The organism is Hymenobacter sp. UYP22, assembly GCF_040547285.1.
GTDB lineage: Bacteria > Bacteroidota > Bacteroidia > Cytophagales > Hymenobacteraceae > Hymenobacter.
Genome location: NZ_JBEPPK010000004.1, coordinates 362,792 through 386,078, shown reverse-complemented (window position 1 = coordinate 386,078; position 23,287 = coordinate 362,792). Strand labels below are relative to the sequence as shown.

The window sequence follows — 23,287 nt, the reverse complement described above, 5'->3', positions numbered from 1 at the left end:
CATACCAACCTCAATCCGCTACAGGTCAGGCGGGGTACGCTCCTGCAGAAATAGTTGAAATGCCGCTAAATTCTGGCCTTTTGCAAAACCATGGCGGGCTATTGCCGTCCTTATTCCCGGTAGCAGTTGCATCAGCCACTGGGCAAAATCAGTTTCGGTGGCTTCAGGTGCCGCTTGTACGTGAGGCACCGCCAAAGAATCTGCCTCCGAGAGTATATTGCTCATATTCAACAAGTTTTTCTTAGCGAATACGAAAAAAATGCCAACTATCAGCAGTCTGAGGAATGTTCAATTCTGCTGGATACCCTACCGGATTCTCGTTGGCAATGGGAGCCTTATTGTTAGGTTGAAGGCATATTTTAGTTTAGATGCAGGCCATAGTTTTGTGCTGCATTTCAATTTTGGTTTCTTCCAAACTACTCCGAGCGTGCCTGCGCCACCCGCCTAGCCGCCGCCAGATTGGAGCGTAATTCCTCTTACCTTTACCGCCATGTCGGATACTTCGCGTGATATTATTCTGCGCCGGATTCGGGAGTCGTTACGTAAGCCGGCTCCCCAGCCGGAGCGTCCCGACTTTGCGGCACCCCTGCACCCACGCCCCGCACCCACCGACGACCTGGCCGTACTATTTGCACAAAGCTTCGTGCGAGTGGGGGGCGTCTTCTTTTTCTGTGAGTCGGTTGAGCACTTTTATGACCAGCTGTTTGCCTACAAAAAAGAGAAGGAGCTGGAGCGCCTGTATGTGTGGGAGCCGGAGTTGAAAAAACTACTGCACGATGGCGACATTGTGTTTCAGGGAGACGAGGCCGACTTCATCGCTCAGGCAGATGCTGGCCTAACCACTTGCGAGGCCTTAATAGCCCGCACCGGTAGCGTGCTGGTATCGGCGGCTACGAGCAGCGGCCGGCGACTGAGCATCTACCCCGATCAACACCTGATTCTGGCCCGCACCTCTCAGGTAGTTACTGACATCGGGAATGCGCTGGAGTTGGTTCAGCAGAAGTACGGCTCTGACAAGCTGCCCTCGATGGTGTCGCTGACGACGGGACCCAGCCGCACGGCAGATATTGAGAAAACGTTGGTGCTGGGGGCGCATGGCCCGCGCAGCATCGTATTGTTTTTACTGGATGACGCGCCCGCCGCAACTACCTGATTTGGCGCTGCCGCCCGGCCGCCGCGTATATTTCGCCTCTGATTTTCACTTGGGTGCCCCTGACGCCGCCCGCTCCCGGGAGCGGGAGCAGCGCATTGTGCGCTGGCTGGACGAGGCTGCCCAAGACGCCGCCGCGGTGTACCTGCTGGGTGATATTTTCGACTTCTGGTTTGAGTACCGTCACGCCATTCCGCGCGGTTTTGTGCGGTTGCAGGGCAAGCTGGCCGAACTGACGGATGCTGGTATTCCCGTTACGTTTTTCACCGGCAACCACGATATGTGGATGTTCGACTACTTTACCAAGGAGCTCAACATTCCCATTCTGCGCCATCCGGTGAGCCAGCGCATTGGCGGGCATCAGTTTCACATCGGGCATGGCGACGGATTAGGTCCCGGCGACTATACCTACAAAATGCTAAAGCAGGTATTCGCATCCCCGGTGGCCCAGTGGCTATTTGCGCGCCTGCATCCCAATCTGGGTATTGGTATTGCCAACCGTTGGAGCCGCCGCAGCCGCCTGCAAAACGGTGCGGCCGATGAGCAGTACTTCGGGGAGGATGAGTGGCTACTGACCTACTGCCGGGAAGTGCAGCGGGAGTTTCCGCACGAGTATTACGTGTTTGGGCACCGCCACCTGCCGCTGGATGTGGCAGTAGCTCCGGGCAGCCGGTACGTGAACCTAGGCGAATGGGTCAATTATTGCTCCTATGGCGTATATGACGGTGAGCAACTGGCCCTTCGGCACTATGAGCAACAGAAATAGAGCGGAGAATACGGTACCGCAGGCCAGGAAGCGAGTAGCAACAGGCCTCGTCCTGTTAAGCGCTATGCTATCAATTCCATCCTTGGCGGTAGCTCAGACTACGGCTCCGGCCGCAGGCTCAGTGGCGCCTGCCGGGCAGGCTGCGCCAGTAGTTAGCGCGCCGGCCCCCAAGGCTGCACCGGTTGGCTGGGAGTTGGTACGCACTGTTAAGCTGGCGCGGCCCGGTGCCGCTTCCCTCGACCGGCGGGGCAATGTGTACGTGACGGATGCGCAAAATAACCTGCATCAATACAGCCCCGATGGCCAGGCGCTGAACACCTATTCCCCCACGTTACCCGGCCACACCATGCAGGTAGAAGCCTGGAATACGGCCAAGGTGCTGGTGTTTTATGACGACCGTCAGCAGATAGTGTTGCTGGACCGGTTTCTGGCCCCCATTTCGGAGCTGACTTTGTCCGATTACCTTGATGGGCAGGCCCGCGTGGCTACGCTAGCCCCCGACGACCGGTACTGGCTACTAAACGAATCGGACTTAACCCTGCGCCAGCTGGACGTGGTGCAGAAACGCTTTACCATTACCACGCCGCTGGACCTGTTGATTGGCCGCACCCGGCCCGACTTTCGGTTTCTGCGCGAGTACCAGAATAACCTGTACTTGGTGGACTATAACGGCGGGGTATACGTGTTCGATAACCTGGGAAATTACCGCAAAAAGCTGCCTTTTCGGGGAGCGTCTGTCGTGGGCTTTCGGGGGGATGAGCTGTATTACACGGCCGCCGACGGGCTCCACTTCTTCCACCTCTACAACTTAACGGAGCGGCTGGAAGCCCTGCCTGTGACCGGGGCCACGCAGGTGCTGGTAGGGGAACAGTACGCTTATCTGCTGCTGCCCGAGGGCTTGCAGGTGTACAAGCTGTAATAGAAAGCGTTGGCTGGCCTGAAGCAGCAAAAGTAGAGTTGATGGCGGGCTTTCAGTGGGCTGCTGCCCTTTGGTAGGTGCGGTACTTGGCCAAAATTTCATCTCTGGAGGCAAGTGCGCCGTGGTTCGGCTCGGCTGATTTCTGGTTACATTTGGGAATAGCCCCTTCGGGGGGTATTTGCCGCTCTGTTGCCCTCCACAGCCATTTCTACCGTATGCTCCTTCCCGTATTCCGTTCCGCTGGCCTGCTCTTGGTTGTACTCATGCTTGGAACTTCGGTGGCCCCGGCGCAGCAACTCAGTCGGCTGGCTCCCGGAATGGATAAGAAAAGCACCCGCCACCTGCTGCGGGTAAGCGTCACGGATGAAGCAGCTTTCCGGCAGTGGCTGGCACAGCGGTACCCTAAGGCTCAGGCCCAACCCGAGCCCGGCCATGCCCGGCTATGGCGGGTGCGGGGCCTGGCCGCGGCGGCGCTGGCAGAGTGCCCGGCGGTAACCTTCGTGGAAGCCGCCGACCGGCAGGCCCACCCGGAGCGCCAACTCAACGGCGCCGACTTCACTGTTAATAAGGTAACTACCACGCATGCCCGCTACCCCCAGGTAACGGGGCAGGGCTTGGCAGTTTCAGTGAAGGAAAGCCCGCTTGATATTCAGGATATCGACTTCAAAGGGCGCCTCATCAACCCCGACCCCCAGGCTGCGCTGCTAAACTCGCACGCCACCATCATGGCTACGCTTATTGCGGGCGGCGGCAACTCCTCACCCAATGGCAAAGGAGCGGCCTGGAAAGCCCGCATTGCGCAATCCAGCTACGATAACCTGCTGCCCGATGATGGGCCCGGCCTCGCCGCCCAGGGCATATCGGTGCAAAACCATTCCTACGGGGTGAGCGTGGAAAACTTCTACGGCCTCGAGGCCCGGGCCTACGACCAGCAGACCTACCAATATCCTAACCTGCTCCACGTTTTTTCTTCGGGTAATGCTGGCAACCGGCCCGCTCCGGCCGGCACTTATACCGGCTTAGCCGGCACGGCCAACCTCACCGGAGAATTCAAGAATGCTAAAAACAGCCTGAGTGTGGGTGCTACCGATGCCTTGGGGCAGGTTGCGCCCCTAAGCTCCCGAGGGCCCGCCGCCGACGGTCGGGTGAAGCCGGAGCTGGTTGCCTTCGGCGACGGGGGTACTTCCGATGCGGCCGCGCTGGTATCGGGCGTCAGCCTGCTCACTCAGCACGCTCACAAGCTGCGCACGGGCAACCTGCCCTCGGCGGCGCTGGTGAAAGCCGCGTTGCTGAATACCGCCGACGACACGGGCCGCCCCAATGTAGATTTTGTGGCAGGTTACGGCCAGGTTGATGCCCTGGGGGCGGTGGAAACCATGCTCGAAGGCCGGTTTAAGGAAGGCATTGCCCAGCAGGGAACGGGCGGGTTGTTTTCCCTGCCCATACCAGCCGGTACCCACCGAGTGAAAGTAACCCTGACCTGGACCGATCCTGCTGCCGCCGCCAACGCGGCTACCACGCTCGTCAACGACCTGGACCTGACTCTACTTAATATGGACCGGGGCCAGGTCTGGCACCCTTGGACGCTGAGCACGTTTCCGCACCTCGATTCCCTGGCCCAGCCCGCCCGCCGCCGCCCCAACCACCGCGACAATGTGGAGCAGGTTACTGTTGATAACCCGGCGGCCGGCGACTGGATCATTCGGGTGCAGGGGTACCAGCTGGGGCAGGGGCCGCAGTCCTTCAGTATCGCCTATGAGCTGGAAAGCGGCCTAACCTGGGTGCATCCATCCGAAGCCCGTAACCTGCGCGCCGCTGAGGCGGCACTGTTGCGCTGGCAGTGGACCGGGCCGGCCACCACGGCCCGCCTGGAGTACAAGCTGGCTGGGCAAGCTGGCTGGAACACCATCAGCTCCGCCGTGGACCTAGCGCAGCAAACCTTCCGCTGGACGCCCCCGGCTACTTCGGAGGCGGCTCAGCTGCGTCTGCTCACCAGCGCGGGCGCAACGGTTTCGGATACGTTTGTCGTGGCCCGGCCCCTGGCTCTCAATACGGCCTACAGCTGCCCCGAGGAGACCCTGCTGAACTGGCACCGCGTGCCCGGTGCCACGCACTACCAGGTGTACGTGCTGGGCGCCACCCACCTGGAGCCCTACCGCTTGCTTACCGATACTACTCTGCTGCTGACGCCCGCTGAGGCGGCAGCCCGCTATTATGCCGTGGCCCCCATACTGCAGGGGCGGGTGGGAGAGCGGGGCAGTACTGCTGATGTTACGCTGCCCGAATACGGCTGTTATGTTCGGTCGTTTCTGCCCAGGCAGCTAGTCACGGATACGGTTCAGTTCGACTTGTTGCTGGGCTCCACTTTCCGGGTGCAGACACTGGGGCTGGAGCGCCGCACCGCCGATGGTAGCTTTGAGCTGGTACAAACCGTAATGTCGGCAACTGCGCTGAACGTACTTCTCACGGACCCCCAACCCGTGGTGGGCCGGGCCGAATACCGGGCGCGTCTGCAGCTCGAGAGCGGCCGGGTGCTCTATAGCCAGCTGCAGGAAATCTATTACGTGCCTGCTACGGCCGACGTGCTGGTATATCCAGTGCCAGTAGCTGCCGGCGAACCGCTCACTATTGTAGGCCCCCAGGATCAGGAGCTACATTTGCGCTTGTTCGACGCTACCGGCCGGCTGCTGCTAGAGCGCCTCACCGATACCGGCGTCATCAAGAGCCTGGAAACGCAGGGGCTGAAGCCCGGAATATACTTTCTGCGGGTAAGTGCGCGGGGCAGCAGCCGGGAAGTAACGCGCCGCGTGGTGATTATGTAGGGTATACCAACTTCCACCAGTAGCCGGCTGGCCCCGGAAACACTGAGTAAAGAAATGTTGGTTCAGACTACTGCATCCCCCAATAAACGGGCACAGATGGCCGCTGGGTCTTTCCTGCTAAGTCTGAGGCCGAAGAGGAGCTACTATGTAGAGAAGCCGTATTCTAGATGAAAGCCGGCGGTACAGCTGCCAGATAATCATTGCCTAGTCGTTTGGCACTGCCTGATGAAACTACGGTGCTTTGCTGCGCGAATTAGCCGGCACTCGATTAGCGCTCTGTCGGGGAGCGTACCTAATTGATGTGGTTGGTAGGAAGACAAGCCGCATTTCAGGCGGAATACCGTGCGCCTTGTTTTAAACCTGTTACTCTACCACCCGGCTTCGTCTCTTGCAGGTGGCAAGTTGCACAGCATTGTGCCTAACAGCCTTATTGCCAGCAGCCACATGCGCTGGAATTGCTGCTACCATTTAGTTACGAGGGAGCTAAAAACAAACAGCCCCCACTCCGCAGAGTGGGGGCTGTTTAATTACCTGCTAAGCCGGAGCTTAGTAGATATAGTTCAGAGCCGTGCGGTCATTGGTGTTGAAGGGGCGGTTAGCACCCGAGCCAATGCAAGCCAGCATCCAGGAGTTTGGATCGGGGCTGGAAGGTGTGCCGGGTACCAGGATGGCACCAACGGTGCTAGCACCTTCGTTCACGGCCGAGCCACCGCAGCTGTACTGACGGCTCATGTAGTCGGTGTGGCGGAAGCCGATGCAGTGACCAACTTCGTGGGCCAGAATGGTAGCAATGTAGGTAGAGGCATTGGCCGTACCGATGGCAGCCGAGTTAACCGATACCGAGCCGTAGGGGTTGCCGCCCGAGGGGAAGCCGGCCGAAGCCAGGTAGCTGGAGCCCGAAGGAGCCGCGCTCAGTACGATGTTGCCACCCGAGGTAACGCGGGAGAAACGGATACGCAGGTTCTCCGCATTGTAGCGACGAATCAGCTCGTCCGTAGCCGTGATGTAGGCGGAGGGCAGGCTGCTGGCCACGCGGATGGTGATGGTACGGGGCAGGCCAGTAACCAAGTTGGTGGTGCGGTACTGCTCATCCTGGCCTACGCGCAGCATGCTGTAATCGGGGGAGCTAGCCAGCATTTCGTTGGTCAGCATGATGTCGCCTTCCACCAGCACACCGCCTTCTACTTTCTGGGCACCGGCAGCAGTAAAGCCCAATGCTTTAATCTGATTAACGGTGGCTTCCGACACTTCATTCTTTACTTCTACATTGGCTTTTTCCTGGCATGACGAGAGCGACAAACCAGTAACTGCCAGCATGGCAAGCGGGGCGAGTACTTTAAAAGTTTTCATGAATTTTGGTTGTGGAGTGGATGAAGAACGTGACAAACATAGGTTCTTGTTAATGATATTTCAAAACAATGCCTGTTAAATTATCAAAATTATATACGAAATATTGCATGCCTGATGAGCTTTACTAGTCTGACTAGCGGAGGTGTAATAGGACTATAGTAGTTTGTGAATTTTTGATGAAAAATGCATTTTCAGCGTAGTAGCCCACATTCGGGTTACCAGCGCACAAGCGTTTTGCTGGGGCCCGAGGAAGCGTAGCTGGGCAGTAGCAGGCGAAGTAAAAAATGCCCAACTGTTGCCTGAATCAGCCGCCAAGCATGGCCCCGGCTAATTCTCTATCTTTGTAAACAACCCATTCCGCGCGGCCAGCCTTTCCGGCCGCTTTACATATAGATCCTTCAAGCCGTGGCTTGCTCATCCTGCTCCTCCGGTGGGGGCTGCTCAACTTCATCTGTCTCGGGCTGCGGCTCCAAAGGCAGTTGCAGCAGCGGCTGTACCCGCCTCAACGTTTTCGACTGGCTCCATGACCTGGATGTTCCCAGTGACTTTAAAGAATTTGACCTCGTAGAAGTCCGCTTCAAGGGCGGGCGCAAAGATTTCTTCCGCAACCAGAGCCGCCTGCCGCTTATTACCGGGGATGCCGTGGTGGTGGAAGCTGCCGGCAATGGCTGGCATCTCGGCCACGTCTCGCTGAAAGGTGAGCTGGTGCGCCTACAGATGAAAAAGAAGAAAGTACCGCTCGACTCCAAGGATATCCGCCCCATTCTCCGGGTGGCTACCGACCAGGATGCCGAGCGGTGGCAGGCCGTGCGCGACCTGGAAACCGGTACCATGTTCCGGGCCCGGGCCGTGGTAGATGAGCTGCGTCTGAAAATGAAGCTCTCCGACGTGGAGTACCAGGCCGACCGTACCCGCGCCACCTTCTTCTACTCAGCCGATGACCGGGTAGACTTCCGGGACCTGATTAAGCGCCTGGCCGATGAGTTTCGGGTGCGGGTAGAAATGCGGCAGATTTCGCTGCGCCACGAGGCCGGCCGCCTGGGCGGTATCGGGAGCTGCGGGCGGGAACTGTGCTGCTCTACCTGGCTTACCGACTTCAAGAGCGTAAGTACCACCGCCGCCCGCTACCAGAACCTGAGCCTGAACCCCGCCAAGCTTTCGGGGCAGTGCGGACGCCTGAAGTGCTGCCTCAACTATGAGCTGGATACCTACCTGGATGCCCTGAAGGACATTCCGCAGGTGCAGCGCCCCTTGCTCACGGAAAAAGGCGACTACACCCTGCAGAAAACCGACATATTCCGGCGCAAAATGTGGTTTGCCGTGCGCGGCGACAACAACTGGGTGGTAGTGCCTACTGAACGCGTGCGGGAAGTGCAGGAAATGAACAAGCGCGGCGAAAAGCCCGACAGCCTGCTGGTGCCCATCCGCGAGGAGGAAAAGGCCCCGGAGGTAACGGCCATTGTAGAAGGCTCGCTGGAGCGCCTCGACGATAAGATAAAATCAGCCAAGCGCAGCAAGCGGGGCAAGAAGAAGAGAGGGGATGAGTCAACCTCGGCGCTACCGGCAGCGCCGCGCCCGGGTCGTAGCACCCGTCCTGCTTCCTCGGAGCCTCGTCCTGCACCAACGGAAGATGCCCCAACGGCCTCAAGCCCGGCGGCAGCTGGCCCGGAGGCAACCGAAGAGCGTGCCCGGCCCCGTGGGGCCGCCGCCCGCCCGCTCAACCGCCGGGGCCGGGGCCGCAACGAAGGCCGCCGGCCTGAAGCCGGCCGCAACGACACGGGCAGCCCGGCTCCTGAAGCTGGCCGGCCCGGCCGGGAAGGAGCCAACCGGCCACCACGCGCCGCTTCTCAGGGTGGGGAGGGGCCAAGCCCGGCAGCTGGCGACGCCGCCGAAAGCCGCCGTGGCCGCTCCGGGCGGCGCGGCGGCCGCTCGGGCCGGGGTACTACCCCGGATGGTGCTACTCCCTCCGCCTCCTAACTGCTGCGTATGCGTTTTTTCCGCCGTTTGCTGCCGATGCTGGGCCTTGGCCTGTTGGCTGCCTGCAACCCCAATGAGGTATACGAAAAGAACACGGACCTGAAGTCGCCGCTGGGGGAGCCCTACGTGTGGGCGGTGCAGGAGAAGCCGGCTTTTGAGTTTGAAATTCCTGATACAACGCAGCGCTACGATGTGTACTTCAACGTTCGGAACGCCTCCGGCTACGAGTACTACAATTTGTACGTGCGGCACACGCTGACCGGACCCGATGGCAAGCCAATTTCGCGGCTACTGCACCAGATGCTGCTGATGGACCCGCAAACCGGCGAACCCCGCGGCGACGGTTCCGGCGACATTTTTGACCACCGGTTTCTGGCCCTGCCCAACCAGAAATTTTCTCAAACGGGCCCGTACAAAATTGTGCTGGAGCAGTACATGCGCCAAGATCAGTTGCGGGGTATTATGGCCGTGGGCGTACGGGTAGTAAAGCACGCGCAGTAAGCTGCTGGCTGCGGCCACGTACGCAACAAAAAGGCCCGCCGGCTATTCCGGTGGGCCTTTTTGTTGCTGGTAGTAGAAACTTAAATGCGCTCCACTTTCACGGCGTTCTGGCCTTTGCGGCCGTCAATCAGATCAAACGACACCCGGTCGTTTTCGCGGATTTCGTGGATCAGGCCCGTCTGGTGTACGAAAATTTCCTGGCCGTTTTCATCATCAACGATGAAGCCGAAACCCTTGGACTCATTAAAAAACTTCACTTTGCCGGTTTTCATAGCGGGTGTAAGCGGTTGTGGGTTGAAAGAATGGGGGTAAATCTACATGGTTTTTCAGATTGGTAAAAGAACTACGCATGGAACGCCGCTGCCGGGGCTGCGTATGAACAGGCACTTCTTCACTTCACACTGCCCTCCAATGCCCGACTCACCCACTCCTACCTCACCCGCCAACGAGCAGGCGGCCCAGCAAAACCACTCCCGCACTCCGGAGCAGAATAGTATGCCAGCTGAGTTGCAAACCCCCGCCAACACTACCGGGCAGCAGCCTTTCGCCGATGACTTCAACCACGAACAAAATGAAGTAGCCGGCGCCAGCCGCGGGGAGTTTGGCCGTCAGTCGGGGCAGGGTGTAACGCAGGGCGGCTACGGCAACGAAGCCAGCCGGGGCGAAAACACATACGTCGGCACCCTGGAAACTCCGGCCGCCACCACGGGCTACGTGGGGGAGCGGGAGCAGCGGCCCGCTGGGTTGCCCTCCGAGGAAAACGGCAGCTTCGGTACGCAGGCGGTAGGCGCGGCCCTCCCTGCCAGCTCGGCGGTGGGCACGCACTTCGCCAACGATAATGCGGCTCCTAAAGGACCAGACTCAGGCTACGCAGCCGACTACGGAACTTCCTCCCTGGGAGGCAGCCTTTCGGGGGAAGGTCAGCCTGCTACCAACCAGCGCAACCAGCAAGAGGACTACACGCCCAACCACCCGGAGGGTGGCCCGCAGGGGCTGCATACCGGCGCCGAGCCTACTAATGCCACGGATGCTGCCGGCGAGGCCGACTCAACCCCCAACAACGGGCCACGCAGTGGCTACACGGCTGCGGGCTCCCCAGATGCTCAGGGCGGCGCAGCCACGGGCTTCGGCTCCAAAGGAGGCTCCTACAACGACGAATACGACTCGGCGGAAGCAGGCCAAGCCGGGGGCTCCCCGGCCCAGGGCGGCTTCGACCGCCAGGATGCGGCCCGCAACTACGGAGCTGCTTCCGACGACCAGACCCAATCGGAACAGTCGCCGGACTATGGCCCTACTCCCGGCCGCACTGGCTCCCCCGACTAAGGCTACACAGCCGCGGCCTCTGCGGCTCAGTGCCTGCTACAACGCCCGACTGGGGCCGCTTCCGGCGGCCTTGGTCGGGCGTTACGGGTGGTAGACAGCTTGATACAGCGCCCCTTTCTCGTTGCTGAATATAAAGTCCCGGTCGTTGATAAAGACCAGGGCTTCAGCCTGGCCTGATTTGGCTAGCGGAATGGTGGTTTTCAGGCCATCGAATAGGCGGCGGCCGGGCAGGCGCTCAAACTGATACACCTGTCCCTCGCCCAGCAAAGCCACCCGGTGCCCATCGGGGCTGATGTCGGCGGCGGTAACCCAGGTAGGCAGGGCCAAGCTGTCGGCGAGGCGGGCCGTGTGGCGGCCAGGCTGGGCTGGTAGCACGTATTGCTTCACTATGCCGCTGTTGCCGCGGTTTTTGGTGAAGAGGTAGAGGCTGTCCTGGTGGTAATAAAACGCTTCGCAGTCAAAATTACGCTGGGCCTTGCGGGGAGGGAATACGCGCTGATCGGGGTAGTTGAAGATAATGGTGTCCACCTGCCGGAACTCGGGGCCGCTGAGGCGATACACGCGCAGGTTGCGGCGTTTGTTTTTGTTGTTGCCGAAATCACCCACGTAGAGGCGGTGTTCCTCATCCTGAGCCAGTGATTCCCAGTCGATATTCTGCAGGGGCTCAAGGTCGAGGGTTTGCAGCAGGTCGCCCTGGCGGGTAATGCGGTAGAGGCGGGCCGTATTGCCGCCGTCGGCGTGGGTCCATAGGTCGCCCTGGGTGGTGGCGTTTTCTAGGCCCGAACTCTCTTGGGCTTTGGCATGGATGCGGCCAATTTCCGTGATGGTATACTGCCTGGAAGCATCCGCAAAAGTGCCCCGCCCTTGGTTGGAGGTGCAGCCCACGGCGGTAACTACCAGCAAAACCAGAACAATGCGTAAGAAAACAACCATAAGAAGCGGAGCCCGTGACGAGAACTAACCGAGTTTCTGCCGACTTACGCCGAGCAGGGGAATTCGGCCGCCGAAATTGGGGATTTTCCTGGTTCCGTGCGCTAGGGCAGGGGTAAGCAAAGCGGTACCTTGTTGACAAGAACTACGTTCCTACCCTCGTTGGATGCTTATACTAGCTGCCTTTGTTGCCGCGCCAAGGAGTTGGGCCGCTCGCTGCACTCCGCCGTTGCGGCCCAACTCCTTGGCGCGGTGCTAATGCTCCAATGAGGATACCACTCAGCCCGAAGCCTATTGGGTGAGCCAGTTGCTGCTTGCCTTCCCCTCACTCCTGCTCCCTGCACATGCCTTCAGCTCAACACCGGGTATGGTTGCCACTTTTCAAACGCAGCCTTATTCAGCACACAGATTCGCCCCAGAGCGGCGGGTTGGCGCATCAGGCCGCCCAGCTGCCGGAGCGTCATCAGCACGCCCGCGAACCGCTCACCCACGTGCGTATCTCGCTCTAGCACCTCAATAGCCGCAGTATGCCCCTTGATGAGGGCTTAAGTGCAAAGCAGTGGGGGCCACCCGGTACTTCAGCTAAGTGAAGCTCTACCGTCAACTGGGTGCGCTAGAGGCATCCGGGGAAGCGTGAGAGTGTCCTGCTGTTGCAAGTCTGCTCAGATACCGGTGGGCTTGCCGTCGAGGCTGAGGGCGTTGCGGTTGTGCCAGTATTGCTCTACCTGCTCGGGGCCGCGCTTTTCCATGGAGCGGTTTAGCTCGTTGCGCTCGGTTTGGTAATCTGATCCTTCCGCGAGATATTGACGCGCCCATCCGCAGCGGCCGTACCCACAAAGAACAGGTGCTGCTTCCTATAAACGCTTGAATGTCGGCACTGATGACGGCTTATTGCTTGCCCATGGGAGAAAGGGAAATTTGGCTGGATAACGAGGTAGGAGGTATCCGGCTTCAGGTGGGTATTTTTGTTACTTTTGAAGTACACCTTCCACGTATTGCGTTGCTATGGATACCGCTGATATTACAGCCTATATAGAGCTGAACCCGCAGGTGCGCTTTGGGAAGCCTATTGTAAAGGGGACCCGCACAACGGTGGCAGAAGTGCTGGAAATGCTGGCCAACGGCATGAGCACAGCCGACATAGCGAAAGATTTTCCGGCTATTGGGCCGGAGCAGGTGCGGGCTTGCCTGCTGTATGCAGCCTACAAGGAAAGCGTGGTGCTGCTATCGGTGGCGTAAGCTGTTATGCGCCTACTGCTCGACGAGAACATTTCTTGGCGGCTGGTAGCCTACCTGCGCGCCCACTGCACGGAGGTACTACACGTCCGAGATATCAGCCTAGATAACAGTCCGGATACTACTATCTGGCGCTATGCCCGGCAGCACGGCTTCGATGTGCTGACCAAGGATGAAGATTTTCTGCGGCTGGTGCTGGCCGAAGGGTTCCCACCCCGCGTGGTAGCCGTACAGAATGCGCAAGTGCCGGTAGCAAAACTAGCCGAGTTCCTGTTGGCCCGGCTGCCTCAGCTGCGCGAGTTTCTGGGGACACAGACGGAGTTTGGGATGCTGCTGTTGCGGTTAGGGTAGAGCAATTACATTCGGCCGGCCCTCGAAGGCGCACCACATCAGGGGTATGCGGTTGACCTCCAGCAGGTGGGCGGCGGTTTCATTGCCGCTGCCGGTCAGGTTCAGCAAAGCTACGCGGTTTTCGTCGAGCACGCGCAGGGTATCCTGGCTCTTGGGCGAGATATTGACGCGCCCAGCCGCGGCGGCCGTGCCCACAAAGAATGCGTGCTGCTGCTCGATAAACGTCTGGGTGTCAACACTAATGGCGGAGCATTTCTTGCCCATGCGGTAGAATGGTTTAGCAGGGTTATTTGCGTCTTCTTGAACTCAGTTCTTCCCCTTTGGCAAGTCGATAAGAACCTTTAGTTGCTTGAGTCTCTGATCTGATTAAGACATCCAGTCCCGAAACAATTACAAACTGCTCCGGTGCTATCGTAAGATAGCACACTTCCACTTTCTGACCTTTTCTGACTTCGTTTACAGAGGTTTTTGCGGACGAAGTAAATGTTACGTACTGCCCATTCTGAATTTTAAAGCGCACAGTGGGTAAGCGGTAGAGTAGGTCTAAACCGTATAGGTCTAAGTCCATAATCTCTCCCTGTGTGCGTATTCCTCGCCTCAGAATCTCTATCCGGCTGTACTGCCCTCTGTTTAAAAAGATAAGTACACCAATCAAGCTGGCAACGCCCAAGAAGGATAAGATGAATACTGTGTCAATCATACTAGATGTGATAGGCGTATTCCTCTTGTATCCCTATCTATATTGCTCTCTCATGCCTTTGTACAGCATCCACAGCAAGTATTGTGTTCTTGGTACGAATAGATAAATACTCGAATCATTCAACCGCATTCAAAAGTATCCACACAGAGTAACATATAAATCCAATGCCAATAAGCATAAATACTTTAGGGCCTAAACTGCCGGGTGATGAACCGACGATAAACTCCTCTGGGTCGGTAGAATTATAAAGTATGTCAATTTTCTCCCCTTCACGATAATGTCTTTCTAAGTCATTAAGTAAGGTGGTGTAGCTTTTAGAAATCCAGCGTTTGTCATCGGTGACAAAGCGAATAGAATAGTGATATATACCTCTGTCGCCGAAAATCTTGCGCCAAGAGTCGTCGATAACACTGGTAACAATGCCCGTGGTTGATTTGCCGTCCTGAGCTAGGCGTTGATGTTTATTGCGCAAAATGTTACCGGATAGTAGGCATGCGGCCCCTAGAATAAACCACATGAATACTTGAAGTTCAGCACTCATACTTACATAGAATTACTCCCGCTTCAGCACCTCCCGAATCCCACTCAAGCCGCCGGCAATGCTTTCCAGCTTGTCGAGCATTTGTAGGAGCTGGCCGGCGCCGGAGTTGCGGAGGTTGTCGCGGAAGGTGGCTTTGATTTCCTGCCAGCGGGCTTCTTCGGCGGGAGTGAGCCAGCCCAGGAGCTCGCGCAGCTTGAGCAGGTTGGCTTCGGTGGCGCTGGTCAGGGTTTGGGCTTCGCTTTCGTAGTGGGCGGCCAGCAGGTCCGTGATTTCCTGGTCGTTCATCACGGGGCGCACTTTCTCGGCCAGCTTGTTCATGTTGCGATAGGAGCCCTGCAGCTTGAACGGCGGCTCGGTGCGGTAGGCGTCGGCCTGGGCGGCGCTGGCAATGTAGGCCGCATTCACACGGGCCACCACGTCGCGCAGGCGCAGTAGCTTCTGGAGCACCGCCACGTACTCGTTCAACTCCTCGGGCGTGTGGTTGCCCTCCAGGCTCAGGCCGTCTTGCTGCCCGGTTTCGGCCAGGCGGATGAGGGCGGGCACGTCCTGGGGGCTTTGGGTGGCGAGGCGACCTAGGGCGGCGTTGCTGGTGAGGGCGTTTTCGAGGTAGGAGAGGCGGAAAGCTTCCTCGGAGCCGGTGCTCAGGATGTCGCCGAGGTTGTAGATGTCGGCGCGGTTAGCCAGCATGTCGGGCAGCTGAAACACGTCGCCGCTTTCGGTGTAGGGGTTGCCGGCCATCACCACTGCCACCTTGCGGCCCCGGAAGTCGTAGGTGCGGGCGCGGCCTTCGTACACGCCCTCAATCTTGCGCTGGGCGTCGCAGAGGGAGATAAACTTCTGCAGAAACTCGGGGTTGCAGTGCTGGATGTCGTCCACGTAAATCATCACGTTGTCGCCCATCTCGAAGGCCAGGTTCAGCTTCTCCAGTTCCTGCCGCGCCCCGGCGTTGGGGGCTTGGGCGGGGTCTACGCTGGTTACGGCGTGCCCAATGGCCGGCCCGTTGATCTTCATGAAGATGAGGCCTAGGCGGTTGGCCACGTACTCCATGAGCGTGGTTTTGCCGTAGCCGGGCGGCGAGATGAGCAGGAGCAGACCCATGAGGTCGGTGCGCTTGCCTTCACCCGCCGTCCCGATTTGCTTAGCCAGGTTGGCCCCAATCAGCGGCAGATACACTTTATCAATCAGCTGATTGCGCACAAAGGAGGTAAGCACTCGGGGGCGAAAATCCTCCAGGCGCATGTCCTGGGCGGCCTGCACCAACAGCTGCTTCTTCAGCTCCTGAAATTGCTCGAACTGCGGCACCAGCACCCGGTCGTAGTGCAGCAGCCGGCGCCGGAAGTCGGGGAAGTTAAGGTGGTATTGGTTTGTGGTTTGTGGTTGTTGGTTGTTGGTTTCGATGCGCGGGTGGCTGCCCTGGAAACCTTCGAGGGTTTCGCGGGTGGGGGTGTGGACGACGCGGGCGGGGTCGTAGGAGTTGGTGAGCAGGAGGACGGCGGTTTCGAGGGCCACTCCGGTGGATCCCACCCCCAGCCCCTCCCCGGTGGGGAGGGGTGCGTTCTGGAATGAAGGTAGAGGCGCTTGATTGGCAAGCGAAACCGTCTGGCTTCCCCTCCCCGCCGGGGAGGGGGTTGGGGGGTGGGGTCCGCGGAACTGCGCCGCCTGCACCCACTGCCGCACCAGATTAAACTGCGCTACCGGCTGGTCCTTCAGCTGGTTGATGGACTGCTGGAACAGCTCCGTGGCCTGCCGCTCCTGCAGCTGCTTCTGGAGCTGCTGGAACAGCTCGGCGGCTTCGGCAGCAATGATGAAGGTGCCGGTGTGGGTCAGCTCGTGGAAAAGGTAGTCGCCTGCTTCCGCACCTTGGCTAAGGGTGAAGAGGCCGGTTTGCCGGGCGAAGGTTTCTACGGCGGCTTGCAGCTCGGTTTTCAGCTCATCGAACTCCTGCGAATCGGGGAATACCTGCAGCAGCACCCCAATGCCCTGGAGCTGCCGCTCCCAGTGGGCGCGCTGGTCGGGGTCGGCGAAGCGCAGCCAGTAGAGGGCCGCGGCCGCGCGGGTGTCGGCGGGGTAGCGGAGTAAGTCTGCTGTGCGGGTGAGGCGCACCAGGGCCGTGAGCAGCAGGGCCGCGTCGTGGTCGTGCACACCTTTGAGGTAGCCTTCCTGGTAGCGCGCGGCCATAAACTGCTGCACGTAGGTTAGTAGTTCGGCGGCGCTGAGGTAGCCTAGCTCAGGTACGGACAGCACGGCGGGGCGGCCCGCTTCCGGGTCGGCGGGGGTGGGGTGCTGGGCCGCCTGCAGAATGCGCCAGGCCAGGAACTCGGCCCGGTACACATCCTGGTTTTCCGACACGACGGTTTGCTCCCACACTGGCCTAGCGGCCAGCAGGGTGGGGTCGTTGATTTTCTGGAAGAAGTTGGTGCCGGTGAGGTGGTAGTGCAGGTCGCCGTCGCGCAGCACCACGGTCAGCTCTAGCGGCTGGGTATTCACGGTGAAGGCGTGGGGGCCGAACTTGAGGGTCTGGCCGCCGTCGGCGAACAGGTCGGCCCGGTCGCGGAGCTGGCGCACGGCGTCTTCGCGCAGAGTTTTCAGCCGGCTAAGCACGTCGTCGGCCTTCACCGAGTCGCCGAGGCCTAGCAACTCCTGGGCGGTCTGGCGCACCTTCTCCACCATCACGTCGGCAGCAAAGTACCCGTTGATATCCGCCACCGATTCCAGGCGGGTAAGGCGGCTTTGCACGGCTTTCAGCAGCCGTTCGGCCGATTGCAGCAGGGCCGTGGCACGCTGGTTGCGGGCCGCCACCAGAGCCGTTTTCTTCGATTCAAAAGCTTCTACTACCTGCTCGCGCCGGGTGGTGAGCTGCTCGATAAACTGGTCGAAGTCGGGAAACTTGCCTTCCAGTTCCTCCAGCTGCACCATGAGCTTAGTCAGGTACTCGTCGCACTTGGCGGGCGTGTCGGCCAGGTCGAGGTAGTTGGTGAGGGCCTGTTCCAGCAGCTTGAGTTGGGCGGTGAATTCGGCCTGGGCCTCGGTGCCGGCCAGAGCCTGCCGCCGCCGTTTCAGCGCCGCCCGAATTTGGTTGAAGCGGGCGTACACCGTTGAGATGTTGTCGATGATGGCCGTGGTCTGGGTGGGGTCGGGGATGGGCAGGTTGCTCACGACCTCAATCAGCAATTCCAACTCCTGGGCCACGGCGGTGGCTTCCTGCTCGCGCTGGTCGGCCTCCACGGTTTTCTGCACCAGCTCCACACCGTCGGCAATGGCCTGCACGCGCTGGGCGTAGGGCGTAAGGGCATCGGGTTTCAACAAGAAGTCCACGGTTTGAGTGGCTACTTCCTTGCTCAGCTCCTCTAGGCCAGTCGCGTGCTGCTCCACGGCCGGCAGCTCCACGTAGCGCAGCTCCTTCAGGGAAATTACCTCGCCCCGCACCCCGCGCAGCTCGCCCAGCAGCTGCACAAACTCCGTCACGGTATCGGGCGCCAAGCGTCGGATACGGCCCATCAGCTCGTCGGCCTTCTGGAAAACGGTTTGGGTTTGCTGGGCGGTGTTTTTGCGGATGCTCTGCACCTTCTCAAACTCCTCCACAGCGGCTGTGGCCGTCTGCCGGATGTCGCCCAGGGGCTCGGCCAGGGCCTGGGCAGCGGGCTCGCGCAGCCAGTGGTAGGCGTCGGTGAGGGCGGTGGTCTGGCGGATCAGGTCGAGGTAGAGGCCGGCGTAGGAATCGTCCTTGCCGGTCAGCGTCAGCACTTCCTGCACCTCGCTCATGGCGCGCACAATCTCCTTGTTGCCCAGCTTGTAGAGGTAGGAATCGGAGGTGACGGGCAGCTCGAAATCGGGCGCGGTGTAGGGCGTCTGCCAGATCTGCACGGCGTGGTGCTTCTTGGGCTCATCGTCGGCCCGGAAGTAGCACAGCTCCCCGTTCTCGAACAGGGCGTAGCCGTGGCACACAATGGGGTTATCCACGCGCTGGGCAATGCGGTTGTAGCTCAGCAGTAGATAAATGCCGGCTTCCTTCTGGAAGAACACATACAGAAAATCTTCCCCGTTGGGCGAAGCCACGCGCTTCTCAAACAGCATGTCGCGCAGGCCGTTGTCGAAGAGCTTATTGTCGCCGGTTTGCAAGTAGAAGCCGTGCGGAAAAATCAGGCCCTGCCCGTCGGGCAGCAGCACGCAGGCATCGGCCAGTGCATCGAGGCGCTGAGCCGTTTTGAGCTTGTGGTTGAAGATGAAGTAGCGGTACGTCTGCTCCTGATAGGGCCGAATTTTCAGCAGAATCAGGTTGCCGACCACCGCAAAGTATATTTCCGAGTCGTCCAGGGTCTGGTCCTTGTCGTCCACCGGCTCGCTCAGGATGCCGTGGCCGGTGCTGGTGTTGTCCTCAACTTTGATTGTCAAATCCCCGCCAATCGTCTCCACGAACACCTTGTCCTCGATGCTGATGTGGGGGTGCTTGCCGCCGCGCTGCATGTCGCGGGTGGCGCGCTTCCACTGAAACTCGTGCTGGGGTGGGAAAAAGTACTCGTGGTCGGAGCGGTTGTCGAGGTAGGTGAGCGTGTCGCCCTGCAGGAGCCACTTAAACGTCTTCACGTCCGAAGCACTCTTGCCCACCCGAAACACCATGAACAGGTGTGTGCCAATCACCGCAAACTTCACGAACTGGGTGTTCTTGTAGTAGCGGTACAGGTTGCGGAACTCCTCCAGAAACTGCGGGTTCTGCAGCAGCTCCAGCCCCAGCGGCCGGAAGTCGTGCGCGGCGTACTCGTACACGCCAAACACGTCGGCCAAATCCGGCTCCGCCTTCAGCCCCAAGGTCACGTTGTACCCAAAAATGAAGCGTTGCCCCACCGGCACCATGTCCCAGGGCACGCAGTTGTTTTCCGTAGTAATGCGGCCCGTGCCCAGTAGGCGCGTATCCACGGCCCCAAACACCTGCTTGCGCTCCGCGTTGAGCTTATCCAGCCGCTGGCGCAAGTCGGTGCTGCTCTTAAGCAGACGGTTGCGCAGGATTTCGTAGGTGCCGGTTTCTAGTTGTTCCATGGGGTGGGACCCCACCCCCCGGCCCCCTCCCCTCCGGGAGAGGGGGAGCCTGACGTTAGGTGGTTGGTTTTAGATTCGTGATAAGCTGAGGCAGCTATCCTTGTTGAATTGGTAGGAGCGTTTTTAGGTGCTCGGTAATGGTTTGCAGAACCTGCGGCGTATGGTGTAGCACGTCTTCATTCGTGAAGCGCAGTACCAGAAAGCCCGCTTCCTGCAGGTTGTGGGTGCGGCCGCCGTCATATTCTGCTTGGCTCGCGTCGTCGTGAATGCTGCCATCGACTTCAATAATTAGCCAGGCCTGAAGGCAAACGAAATCGACAATAAACTGCTGAATAGCGTGCTGGCGGCGAAATTGCACGCCCAGCTTATGAGCGCGCAGTTCTTGCCACAGATGCTTTTCGGCCGAGGTAGGATTCTTTCGGTTAGCCCGGGCATACTCCTTCAACCCCTTGATCCACCGCTTGGCATCCGTGGTATACATACCAAAAGGATAAAGTGAATGCTCATCAAAATCCTGATTCATACTCAATAGCTTTTAGCACTATTTTACTATGCTGAATCAAGATATCAGAATCAACTGCGCCGCCGTGGCTCCCCTCTCCCGAGGGGAGGGGCCGGGGGTGGGGTTACCTCAACTCCAGCGTCCCCACCTTCTTATCCCCGATACCCAAGGCGGATGCCGTGCTGGCCAGCTGCGTAATGGTGGCGCGGGTCGCGTCGTCGCCAGCTTGATTCATCATTTTCAGCAGCAGAGTTGAGACGCTGAGGTTCTTCATGTCTTCGCTGCTCAGGCCGAACTGGTCGACGAAGCGGCGGAGGTTGGTCTTGAAGTCGCCCCCGCCATCGGTGCTGAAGAAGGCATCTTTCACGGTGCCGAGCACTTCAGAGTTGTGCACGGCACGGTCTACCATTTTGCCTTTCGTGATGGAGCCGATGATCTGGTCGAAGAACATCGTTTCCCCACCCACGATGTCGATTTTGGCGGCTTTGAGGGCCTCGCCGATAACGTCGGCCTGGGAGGCGGCAATGTCTTTCTGGATGCTGATCTGGGCCAGCTCCACCGACTTCTCCTTATCGAGGCGCAGCTTGAATTCTTCGTGGTCTTTGCCCACGCCGTCGAGCTTTTTCATGGCGTCGGCCTTGGCTTCGATGCCCTTGGCTTCCACTGCAAACTTCTGCTCCGATACGGCGGCTTCGGCCAGACCCTTCTTCTGGTCGGCGTCGGCTTTGGCCTGGATGATGTCGGCGTCGGCGAGGCCTTTCTCGCGGTTGATTTTGGCGGCAACCAGGCCCAGCTTCTCGTCGGCTTCGGCTTGGGCGCCAGCTTTGGCCTGAATGGCCTGGGCTTCGGCGGCGGCGGTGAGCTGGAGCACGGTGGCTTCGGTTTCACCTTCTTTCTGGCGGGCCGTGGCTTTGGCTTGCATCACCTGGGCTTCGGCCAGGCCTACGGCCGTGGCTTTGCTGGCTTCGGCTTCGGCGAGGGTGCGGATGGCTTGGCCTTTGAACTCAGCAGCGGCCTTCTCGGCTTCAGCATCAATGAGAGCCTGCTTGGCGCGGAACTCGGCGGCTTGGCGCTCCATGTCGGCATTGCCGACCAAGGCTACCGTGGCGGCTTCGGCCTCCTGCTTGGCCGCCGTAATGGCCACCAGCTTTTCCCGCTCGGCCTGGGCCTGGGCGCGGGTGTCTTTGATGCGTTCTTCCTCCTGCACGGTGGCTTTTTCTACTACCACTCGCTCCCGGATGATGGTTTGGATGTTCTTGCGCTCCTCTTCCAGCGCCTTTTCCTTTTCAATCTGGGCCAGGGCCACAATCCGCTCCCGCTCGTTGGCTTCCAAGGCTTTGGCCTGAGCTACGCGTTCGGTTTCCACGGCGTCGGTGCGCTGCTTGTTGCGCTCGGCCACCAGCACTTGCCGGTCCCGGTTCTGCTCGGCAATGCGCACTTCCTCCTCGGTAGCAATGCGGGCCTTTTCGCCCTTGAGGCGCTCTTCCTGCATCACTTTCTCGGTTTCGGCCAGCTCCCGCGACTTGATGTTGGCAATTTCACGCTTCTGCTTTTCCTGGTTTTCAATCAGCTGCTTTTCCAGCTGCAGAATGGTTTCCTGAGCTTCTACGTCCTGCTTCTTGATGGTTTTCTGCTGCTCCCGCTGGATAGAGTTAGCCTGAATTTTCTGCTCCGAAGTCAGGGCAATAATCTTTTTGATGCCCTCGGCGTCCAGAATATTATCCTGGTTCAAGGCAGCCAGCGGGGTTTGCTCCAGGTAATCAATGGCGCAGTCGTCAAGGACGTAGCCGTTGAGGTCGGTGCCGATGATGCGCAGGATTTCCTGCTTGAACTGCTCCCGAGAATTATACAGTTCAATAAAATCGAAGTGCTTGCCCACGGTTTTCAGCGCCTCGGAGAACTTGGCGTCGAAGAGGCTTTCCAGTGCCGCTGGGTCGGAGGCGCGGTGGGCACCGATGCTCTGAGCCACGTTGATAACGTCCTGCTCAGTTTTGTTGACCCGCACAAAGAAGTTCACCTTCACATCGGCCCGCAGGTTGTCTTTGCACACCAGCCCCTCGGAGCCCGCGCGGGCAATAACGATGGTTTTGAGCTTGATGTCCATTACCTCCAGCTTGTGCAGAATGGGCACCACGAAAATGCCGCTGAACGACACTTTGGTATCACCCAGGCCGGTGCGCACCAGGGCTTCGCCTTGCACGGCCTTTTGGTACATGCGGGCCACAATGGCCAGGAAACCCAGCACGAGGACGGCAATGATGACAATTACCACCAGGGAAAGTTGTTCTAACATGGATGTAAGGAGTAGGAGTAGAGTCAAAGAGAAGGGAAAGATGGAAATGGCCCGCTAGCTTTTATAATCTAACAAAGCAGGCTCTGACAAAGGAAGCAAAAGGTATAGTGCGTGGTGCCAGACCTGCCAAAAAAACCGACCAGCTTAGGCTGCCTGAAAGGCAACCGAATCAGGCCACGTCGTAGGGCTCGATGAGGTAGCAGCGGCGCTGGGCGTCGTAGTCAATAATTAGGGCCGAATCACCTTTGCGCAGCTCGGTAGTGGGGGAGGCGGCCCGCACGTTGAGCATCAGCGGAGCACCACTCCGGAGCTGTACACTAACCTGGCCCAGCCGCTCATGGGTGGCGGGCAGCAGTACGGTGCACACTTTGCCCAGGGGCTGGGCGCCCTCGTCGTGGTTGCGTTCCATAGCGGCAAACAGGTGCACAAACGGCAGCGTGAGCACCTTGGCCAGCAGCAGGCTCCCAATAAACAGCGGCACCAGTAGCCCCAGGCCCAGCAGCCAGGATTCGTTGCCGAGGTAGTAATTGAGCAGAATACTGCCCACCCACAGCGGCAGGGCCACGAAACTCAAAAACACCATCAGCGGCACCCGGCCCAGGTTGAAAAACGCCAGTGCGTGGTTGAGCCAACTGACGCCCATACCGGAAGCGTCGGTGCCCACGTGTACATCGTGGGGTACGTCGAAGTCGTGGCCGGTTTGCACGTCCAGGGTCTTGAAATCGAGTAGCCCCAGAATAACAACCAGCCAATACAGCAGCACGAACACCAGCAGGCCGGTAGCCAGCACGTTGGGGGGCGAAACGGCCGCGTGCAAAAGTTCGGTCATAGGCATATCGGGCAAGGTAGAGGTATACGTAAGGTGCCGGTGCCGAACAGGGGAAGTTATTAA

The 23,287-nt window shown here is 59.3% G+C and carries 19 protein-coding genes; 10 read left to right on the top strand and 9 right to left on the bottom strand.

Annotated features, from left to right (window positions below; translation table 11 throughout):
• Window positions 1-490: 490 nt before the first annotated feature.
• The 4 genes from ABIB60_RS10165 (at window position 491) to ABIB60_RS10150 (ending at window position 5,657) form a co-directional block, all read left to right on the top strand.
• Window positions 491-1,153 (top strand): LutC/YkgG family protein, encoded by a 663-nt coding sequence (locus tag ABIB60_RS10165; RefSeq protein WP_354579623.1) that lies wholly within the window; start codon window positions 491-493, stop codon window positions 1,151-1,153.
• Window positions 1,128-1,916, top strand: coding sequence for a UDP-2,3-diacylglucosamine diphosphatase (locus ABIB60_RS10160; protein WP_354579622.1), 789 nt, complete (start codon window positions 1,128-1,130; stop codon window positions 1,914-1,916). Before ABIB60_RS10165 ends, ABIB60_RS10160 begins: the two co-directional genes overlap by 26 nt.
• 64 nt (window positions 1,917-1,980) lie before the next feature.
• The gene (locus ABIB60_RS10155) at window positions 1,981-2,835 is read left to right on the top strand and encodes a hypothetical protein (protein WP_354579621.1); all 855 of its coding nucleotides are present in this window, start codon (window positions 1,981-1,983) and stop codon (window positions 2,833-2,835) included.
• A 215-nt stretch (window positions 2,836-3,050) separates the two neighbouring features.
• Window positions 3,051-5,657, top strand: coding sequence for a S8 family serine peptidase (locus ABIB60_RS10150; RefSeq protein ID WP_354579620.1), 2,607 nt, complete (start codon window positions 3,051-3,053; stop codon window positions 5,655-5,657).
• 546 nt (window positions 5,658-6,203) lie between these two features.
• On the opposite strand, the gene ABIB60_RS10145 is transcribed toward ABIB60_RS10150, so the two are convergent.
• Window positions 6,204-7,007: a M57 family metalloprotease gene (locus tag ABIB60_RS10145; RefSeq protein ID WP_354579619.1), complete on the bottom strand. Its 804-nt coding sequence runs from the start codon at window positions 7,005-7,007 to the stop codon at window positions 6,204-6,206.
• Window positions 7,008-7,412: 405 nt separating this feature from the next.
• Between ABIB60_RS10145 and ABIB60_RS10140 the strand changes: the two genes are divergently transcribed.
• A complete protein-coding gene (locus ABIB60_RS10140; protein ID WP_354579618.1) occupies window positions 7,413-8,984 on the top strand; it encodes a PSP1 domain-containing protein in 1,572 nt (523 codons plus the stop codon).
• 9 nt (window positions 8,985-8,993) lie between these two features.
• The gene (locus tag ABIB60_RS10135; RefSeq protein WP_354579616.1) at window positions 8,994-9,485 is read left to right on the top strand and encodes a gliding motility lipoprotein GldH; all 492 of its coding nucleotides are present in this window, start codon (window positions 8,994-8,996) and stop codon (window positions 9,483-9,485) included.
• An 80-nt stretch (window positions 9,486-9,565) separates the two neighbouring features.
• Here ABIB60_RS10135 and ABIB60_RS10130 read toward each other — a convergent pair whose 3' ends face one another.
• On the bottom strand, window positions 9,566-9,757 hold the full coding sequence (locus tag ABIB60_RS10130; RefSeq protein WP_354579614.1) for a cold-shock protein: 192 nt from the start codon (window positions 9,755-9,757) through the stop codon (window positions 9,566-9,568).
• Window positions 9,758-9,896: 139 nt separating this feature from the next.
• Between ABIB60_RS10130 and ABIB60_RS10125 the strand changes: the two genes are divergently transcribed.
• Window positions 9,897-10,808 carry a hypothetical protein gene (locus ABIB60_RS10125; RefSeq protein ID WP_354579613.1) on the top strand — a complete coding sequence of 304 codons (912 nt, stop codon included), beginning with the start codon at window positions 9,897-9,899 and terminating at the stop codon, window positions 10,806-10,808.
• A gap of 81 nt (window positions 10,809-10,889) precedes the next feature.
• On the opposite strand, the gene ABIB60_RS10120 is transcribed toward ABIB60_RS10125, so the two are convergent.
• Window positions 10,890-11,741 (bottom strand): hypothetical protein, encoded by an 852-nt coding sequence (locus ABIB60_RS10120; RefSeq protein ID WP_354579612.1) that lies wholly within the window; start codon window positions 11,739-11,741, stop codon window positions 10,890-10,892.
• A gap of 341 nt (window positions 11,742-12,082) precedes the next feature.
• On the opposite strand from ABIB60_RS10120, the gene ABIB60_RS10115 reads away from it, so the two are divergent.
• The 3 genes from ABIB60_RS10115 (at window position 12,083) to ABIB60_RS10105 (ending at window position 13,325) form a co-directional block, all read left to right on the top strand.
• A complete protein-coding gene (locus ABIB60_RS10115) occupies window positions 12,083-12,247 on the top strand; it encodes a hypothetical protein (protein WP_315999298.1) in 165 nt (54 codons plus the stop codon).
• Window positions 12,248-12,743: 496 nt separating this feature from the next.
• Window positions 12,744-12,977 (top strand): DUF433 domain-containing protein, encoded by a 234-nt coding sequence (locus tag ABIB60_RS10110; protein WP_354579611.1) that lies wholly within the window; start codon window positions 12,744-12,746, stop codon window positions 12,975-12,977.
• Between the two features lie 6 nt (window positions 12,978-12,983).
• Complete coding sequence (locus ABIB60_RS10105; protein ID WP_354579609.1) at window positions 12,984-13,325, top strand: DUF5615 family PIN-like protein; 342 nt, start codon at window positions 12,984-12,986, stop codon at window positions 13,323-13,325.
• Here the strand turns inward: ABIB60_RS10105 and ABIB60_RS10100 are convergent.
• The 6 genes from ABIB60_RS10100 to ABIB60_RS10070 all read right to left on the bottom strand — a co-directional run bounded on the left by ABIB60_RS10100 (window position 13,317) and on the right by ABIB60_RS10070 (window position 23,224).
• The gene (locus ABIB60_RS10100) at window positions 13,317-13,589 is read right to left on the bottom strand and encodes a pyridoxamine 5'-phosphate oxidase family protein (protein ID WP_354579608.1); all 273 of its coding nucleotides are present in this window, start codon (window positions 13,587-13,589) and stop codon (window positions 13,317-13,319) included. The genes ABIB60_RS10105 and ABIB60_RS10100 overlap by 9 nt on opposite strands.
• Before the next feature lie 551 nt (window positions 13,590-14,140).
• Entirely contained in the window at window positions 14,141-14,566 is a 426-nt protein-coding gene (locus ABIB60_RS10090; RefSeq protein WP_354579605.1) for a DUF3592 domain-containing protein, read from the bottom strand.
• A 12-nt stretch (window positions 14,567-14,578) separates the two neighbouring features.
• Window positions 14,579-19,600, bottom strand: a complete 5,022-nt coding sequence (locus ABIB60_RS10085; protein WP_354579604.1) for a DNA repair ATPase — start codon at window positions 19,598-19,600, stop codon at window positions 14,579-14,581.
• A 94-nt stretch (window positions 19,601-19,694) separates the two neighbouring features.
• Window positions 19,695-20,123 (bottom strand): endonuclease domain-containing protein, encoded by a 429-nt coding sequence (locus ABIB60_RS10080; protein WP_354579602.1) that lies wholly within the window; start codon window positions 20,121-20,123, stop codon window positions 19,695-19,697.
• Between the two features lie 103 nt (window positions 20,124-20,226).
• A complete protein-coding gene (locus tag ABIB60_RS10075) occupies window positions 20,227-22,395 on the bottom strand; it encodes a flotillin family protein (RefSeq protein WP_354579600.1) in 2,169 nt (722 codons plus the stop codon).
• A gap of 169 nt (window positions 22,396-22,564) precedes the next feature.
• Window positions 22,565-23,224, bottom strand: a complete 660-nt coding sequence (locus ABIB60_RS10070; protein WP_354579598.1) for a hypothetical protein — start codon at window positions 23,222-23,224, stop codon at window positions 22,565-22,567.
• Window positions 23,225-23,287: the final 63 nt, after the last annotated feature.

What these genes read in the sequence shown, in the direction of transcription:
- ABIB60_RS10165 (WP_354579623.1), top strand. Translation starts at nt 491, where the DNA reads ATGTCGGATACTTCGCGTGATATTATTCTGCGCCGGATTCGGGAGTCG.
- ABIB60_RS10160 (WP_354579622.1), top strand. Translation starts at nt 1,128, where the DNA reads ATGACGCGCCCGCCGCAACTACCTGATTTGGCGCTGCCGCCCGGCCGC.
- ABIB60_RS10155 (WP_354579621.1), top strand. Translation starts at nt 1,981, where the DNA reads ATGCTATCAATTCCATCCTTGGCGGTAGCTCAGACTACGGCTCCGGCC.
- ABIB60_RS10150 (WP_354579620.1), top strand. Translation starts at nt 3,051, where the DNA reads ATGCTCCTTCCCGTATTCCGTTCCGCTGGCCTGCTCTTGGTTGTACTC.
- ABIB60_RS10145 (WP_354579619.1), bottom strand. Translation starts at nt 7,007, where the DNA reads ATGAAAACTTTTAAAGTACTCGCCCCGCTTGCCATGCTGGCAGTTACT.
- ABIB60_RS10135 (WP_354579616.1), top strand. Translation starts at nt 8,994, where the DNA reads ATGCGTTTTTTCCGCCGTTTGCTGCCGATGCTGGGCCTTGGCCTGTTG.
- ABIB60_RS10130 (WP_354579614.1), bottom strand. Translation starts at nt 9,757, where the DNA reads ATGAAAACCGGCAAAGTGAAGTTTTTTAATGAGTCCAAGGGTTTCGGC.
- ABIB60_RS10125 (WP_354579613.1), top strand. Translation starts at nt 9,897, where the DNA reads ATGCCCGACTCACCCACTCCTACCTCACCCGCCAACGAGCAGGCGGCC.
- ABIB60_RS10120 (WP_354579612.1), bottom strand. Translation starts at nt 11,741, where the DNA reads ATGGTTGTTTTCTTACGCATTGTTCTGGTTTTGCTGGTAGTTACCGCC.
- ABIB60_RS10115 (WP_315999298.1), top strand. Translation starts at nt 12,083, where the DNA reads ATGCCTTCAGCTCAACACCGGGTATGGTTGCCACTTTTCAAACGCAGC.
- ABIB60_RS10110 (WP_354579611.1), top strand. Translation starts at nt 12,744, where the DNA reads ATGGATACCGCTGATATTACAGCCTATATAGAGCTGAACCCGCAGGTG.
- ABIB60_RS10105 (WP_354579609.1), top strand. Translation starts at nt 12,984, where the DNA reads ATGCGCCTACTGCTCGACGAGAACATTTCTTGGCGGCTGGTAGCCTAC.
- ABIB60_RS10100 (WP_354579608.1), bottom strand. Translation starts at nt 13,589, where the DNA reads ATGGGCAAGAAATGCTCCGCCATTAGTGTTGACACCCAGACGTTTATC.
- ABIB60_RS10090 (WP_354579605.1), bottom strand. Translation starts at nt 14,566, where the DNA reads ATGAGTGCTGAACTTCAAGTATTCATGTGGTTTATTCTAGGGGCCGCA.
- ABIB60_RS10085 (WP_354579604.1), bottom strand. Translation starts at nt 19,600, where the DNA reads ATGGAACAACTAGAAACCGGCACCTACGAAATCCTGCGCAACCGTCTG.
- ABIB60_RS10080 (WP_354579602.1), bottom strand. Translation starts at nt 20,123, where the DNA reads ATGAATCAGGATTTTGATGAGCATTCACTTTATCCTTTTGGTATGTAT.
- ABIB60_RS10075 (WP_354579600.1), bottom strand. Translation starts at nt 22,395, where the DNA reads ATGTTAGAACAACTTTCCCTGGTGGTAATTGTCATCATTGCCGTCCTC.
- ABIB60_RS10070 (WP_354579598.1), bottom strand. Translation starts at nt 23,224, where the DNA reads ATGACCGAACTTTTGCACGCGGCCGTTTCGCCCCCCAACGTGCTGGCT.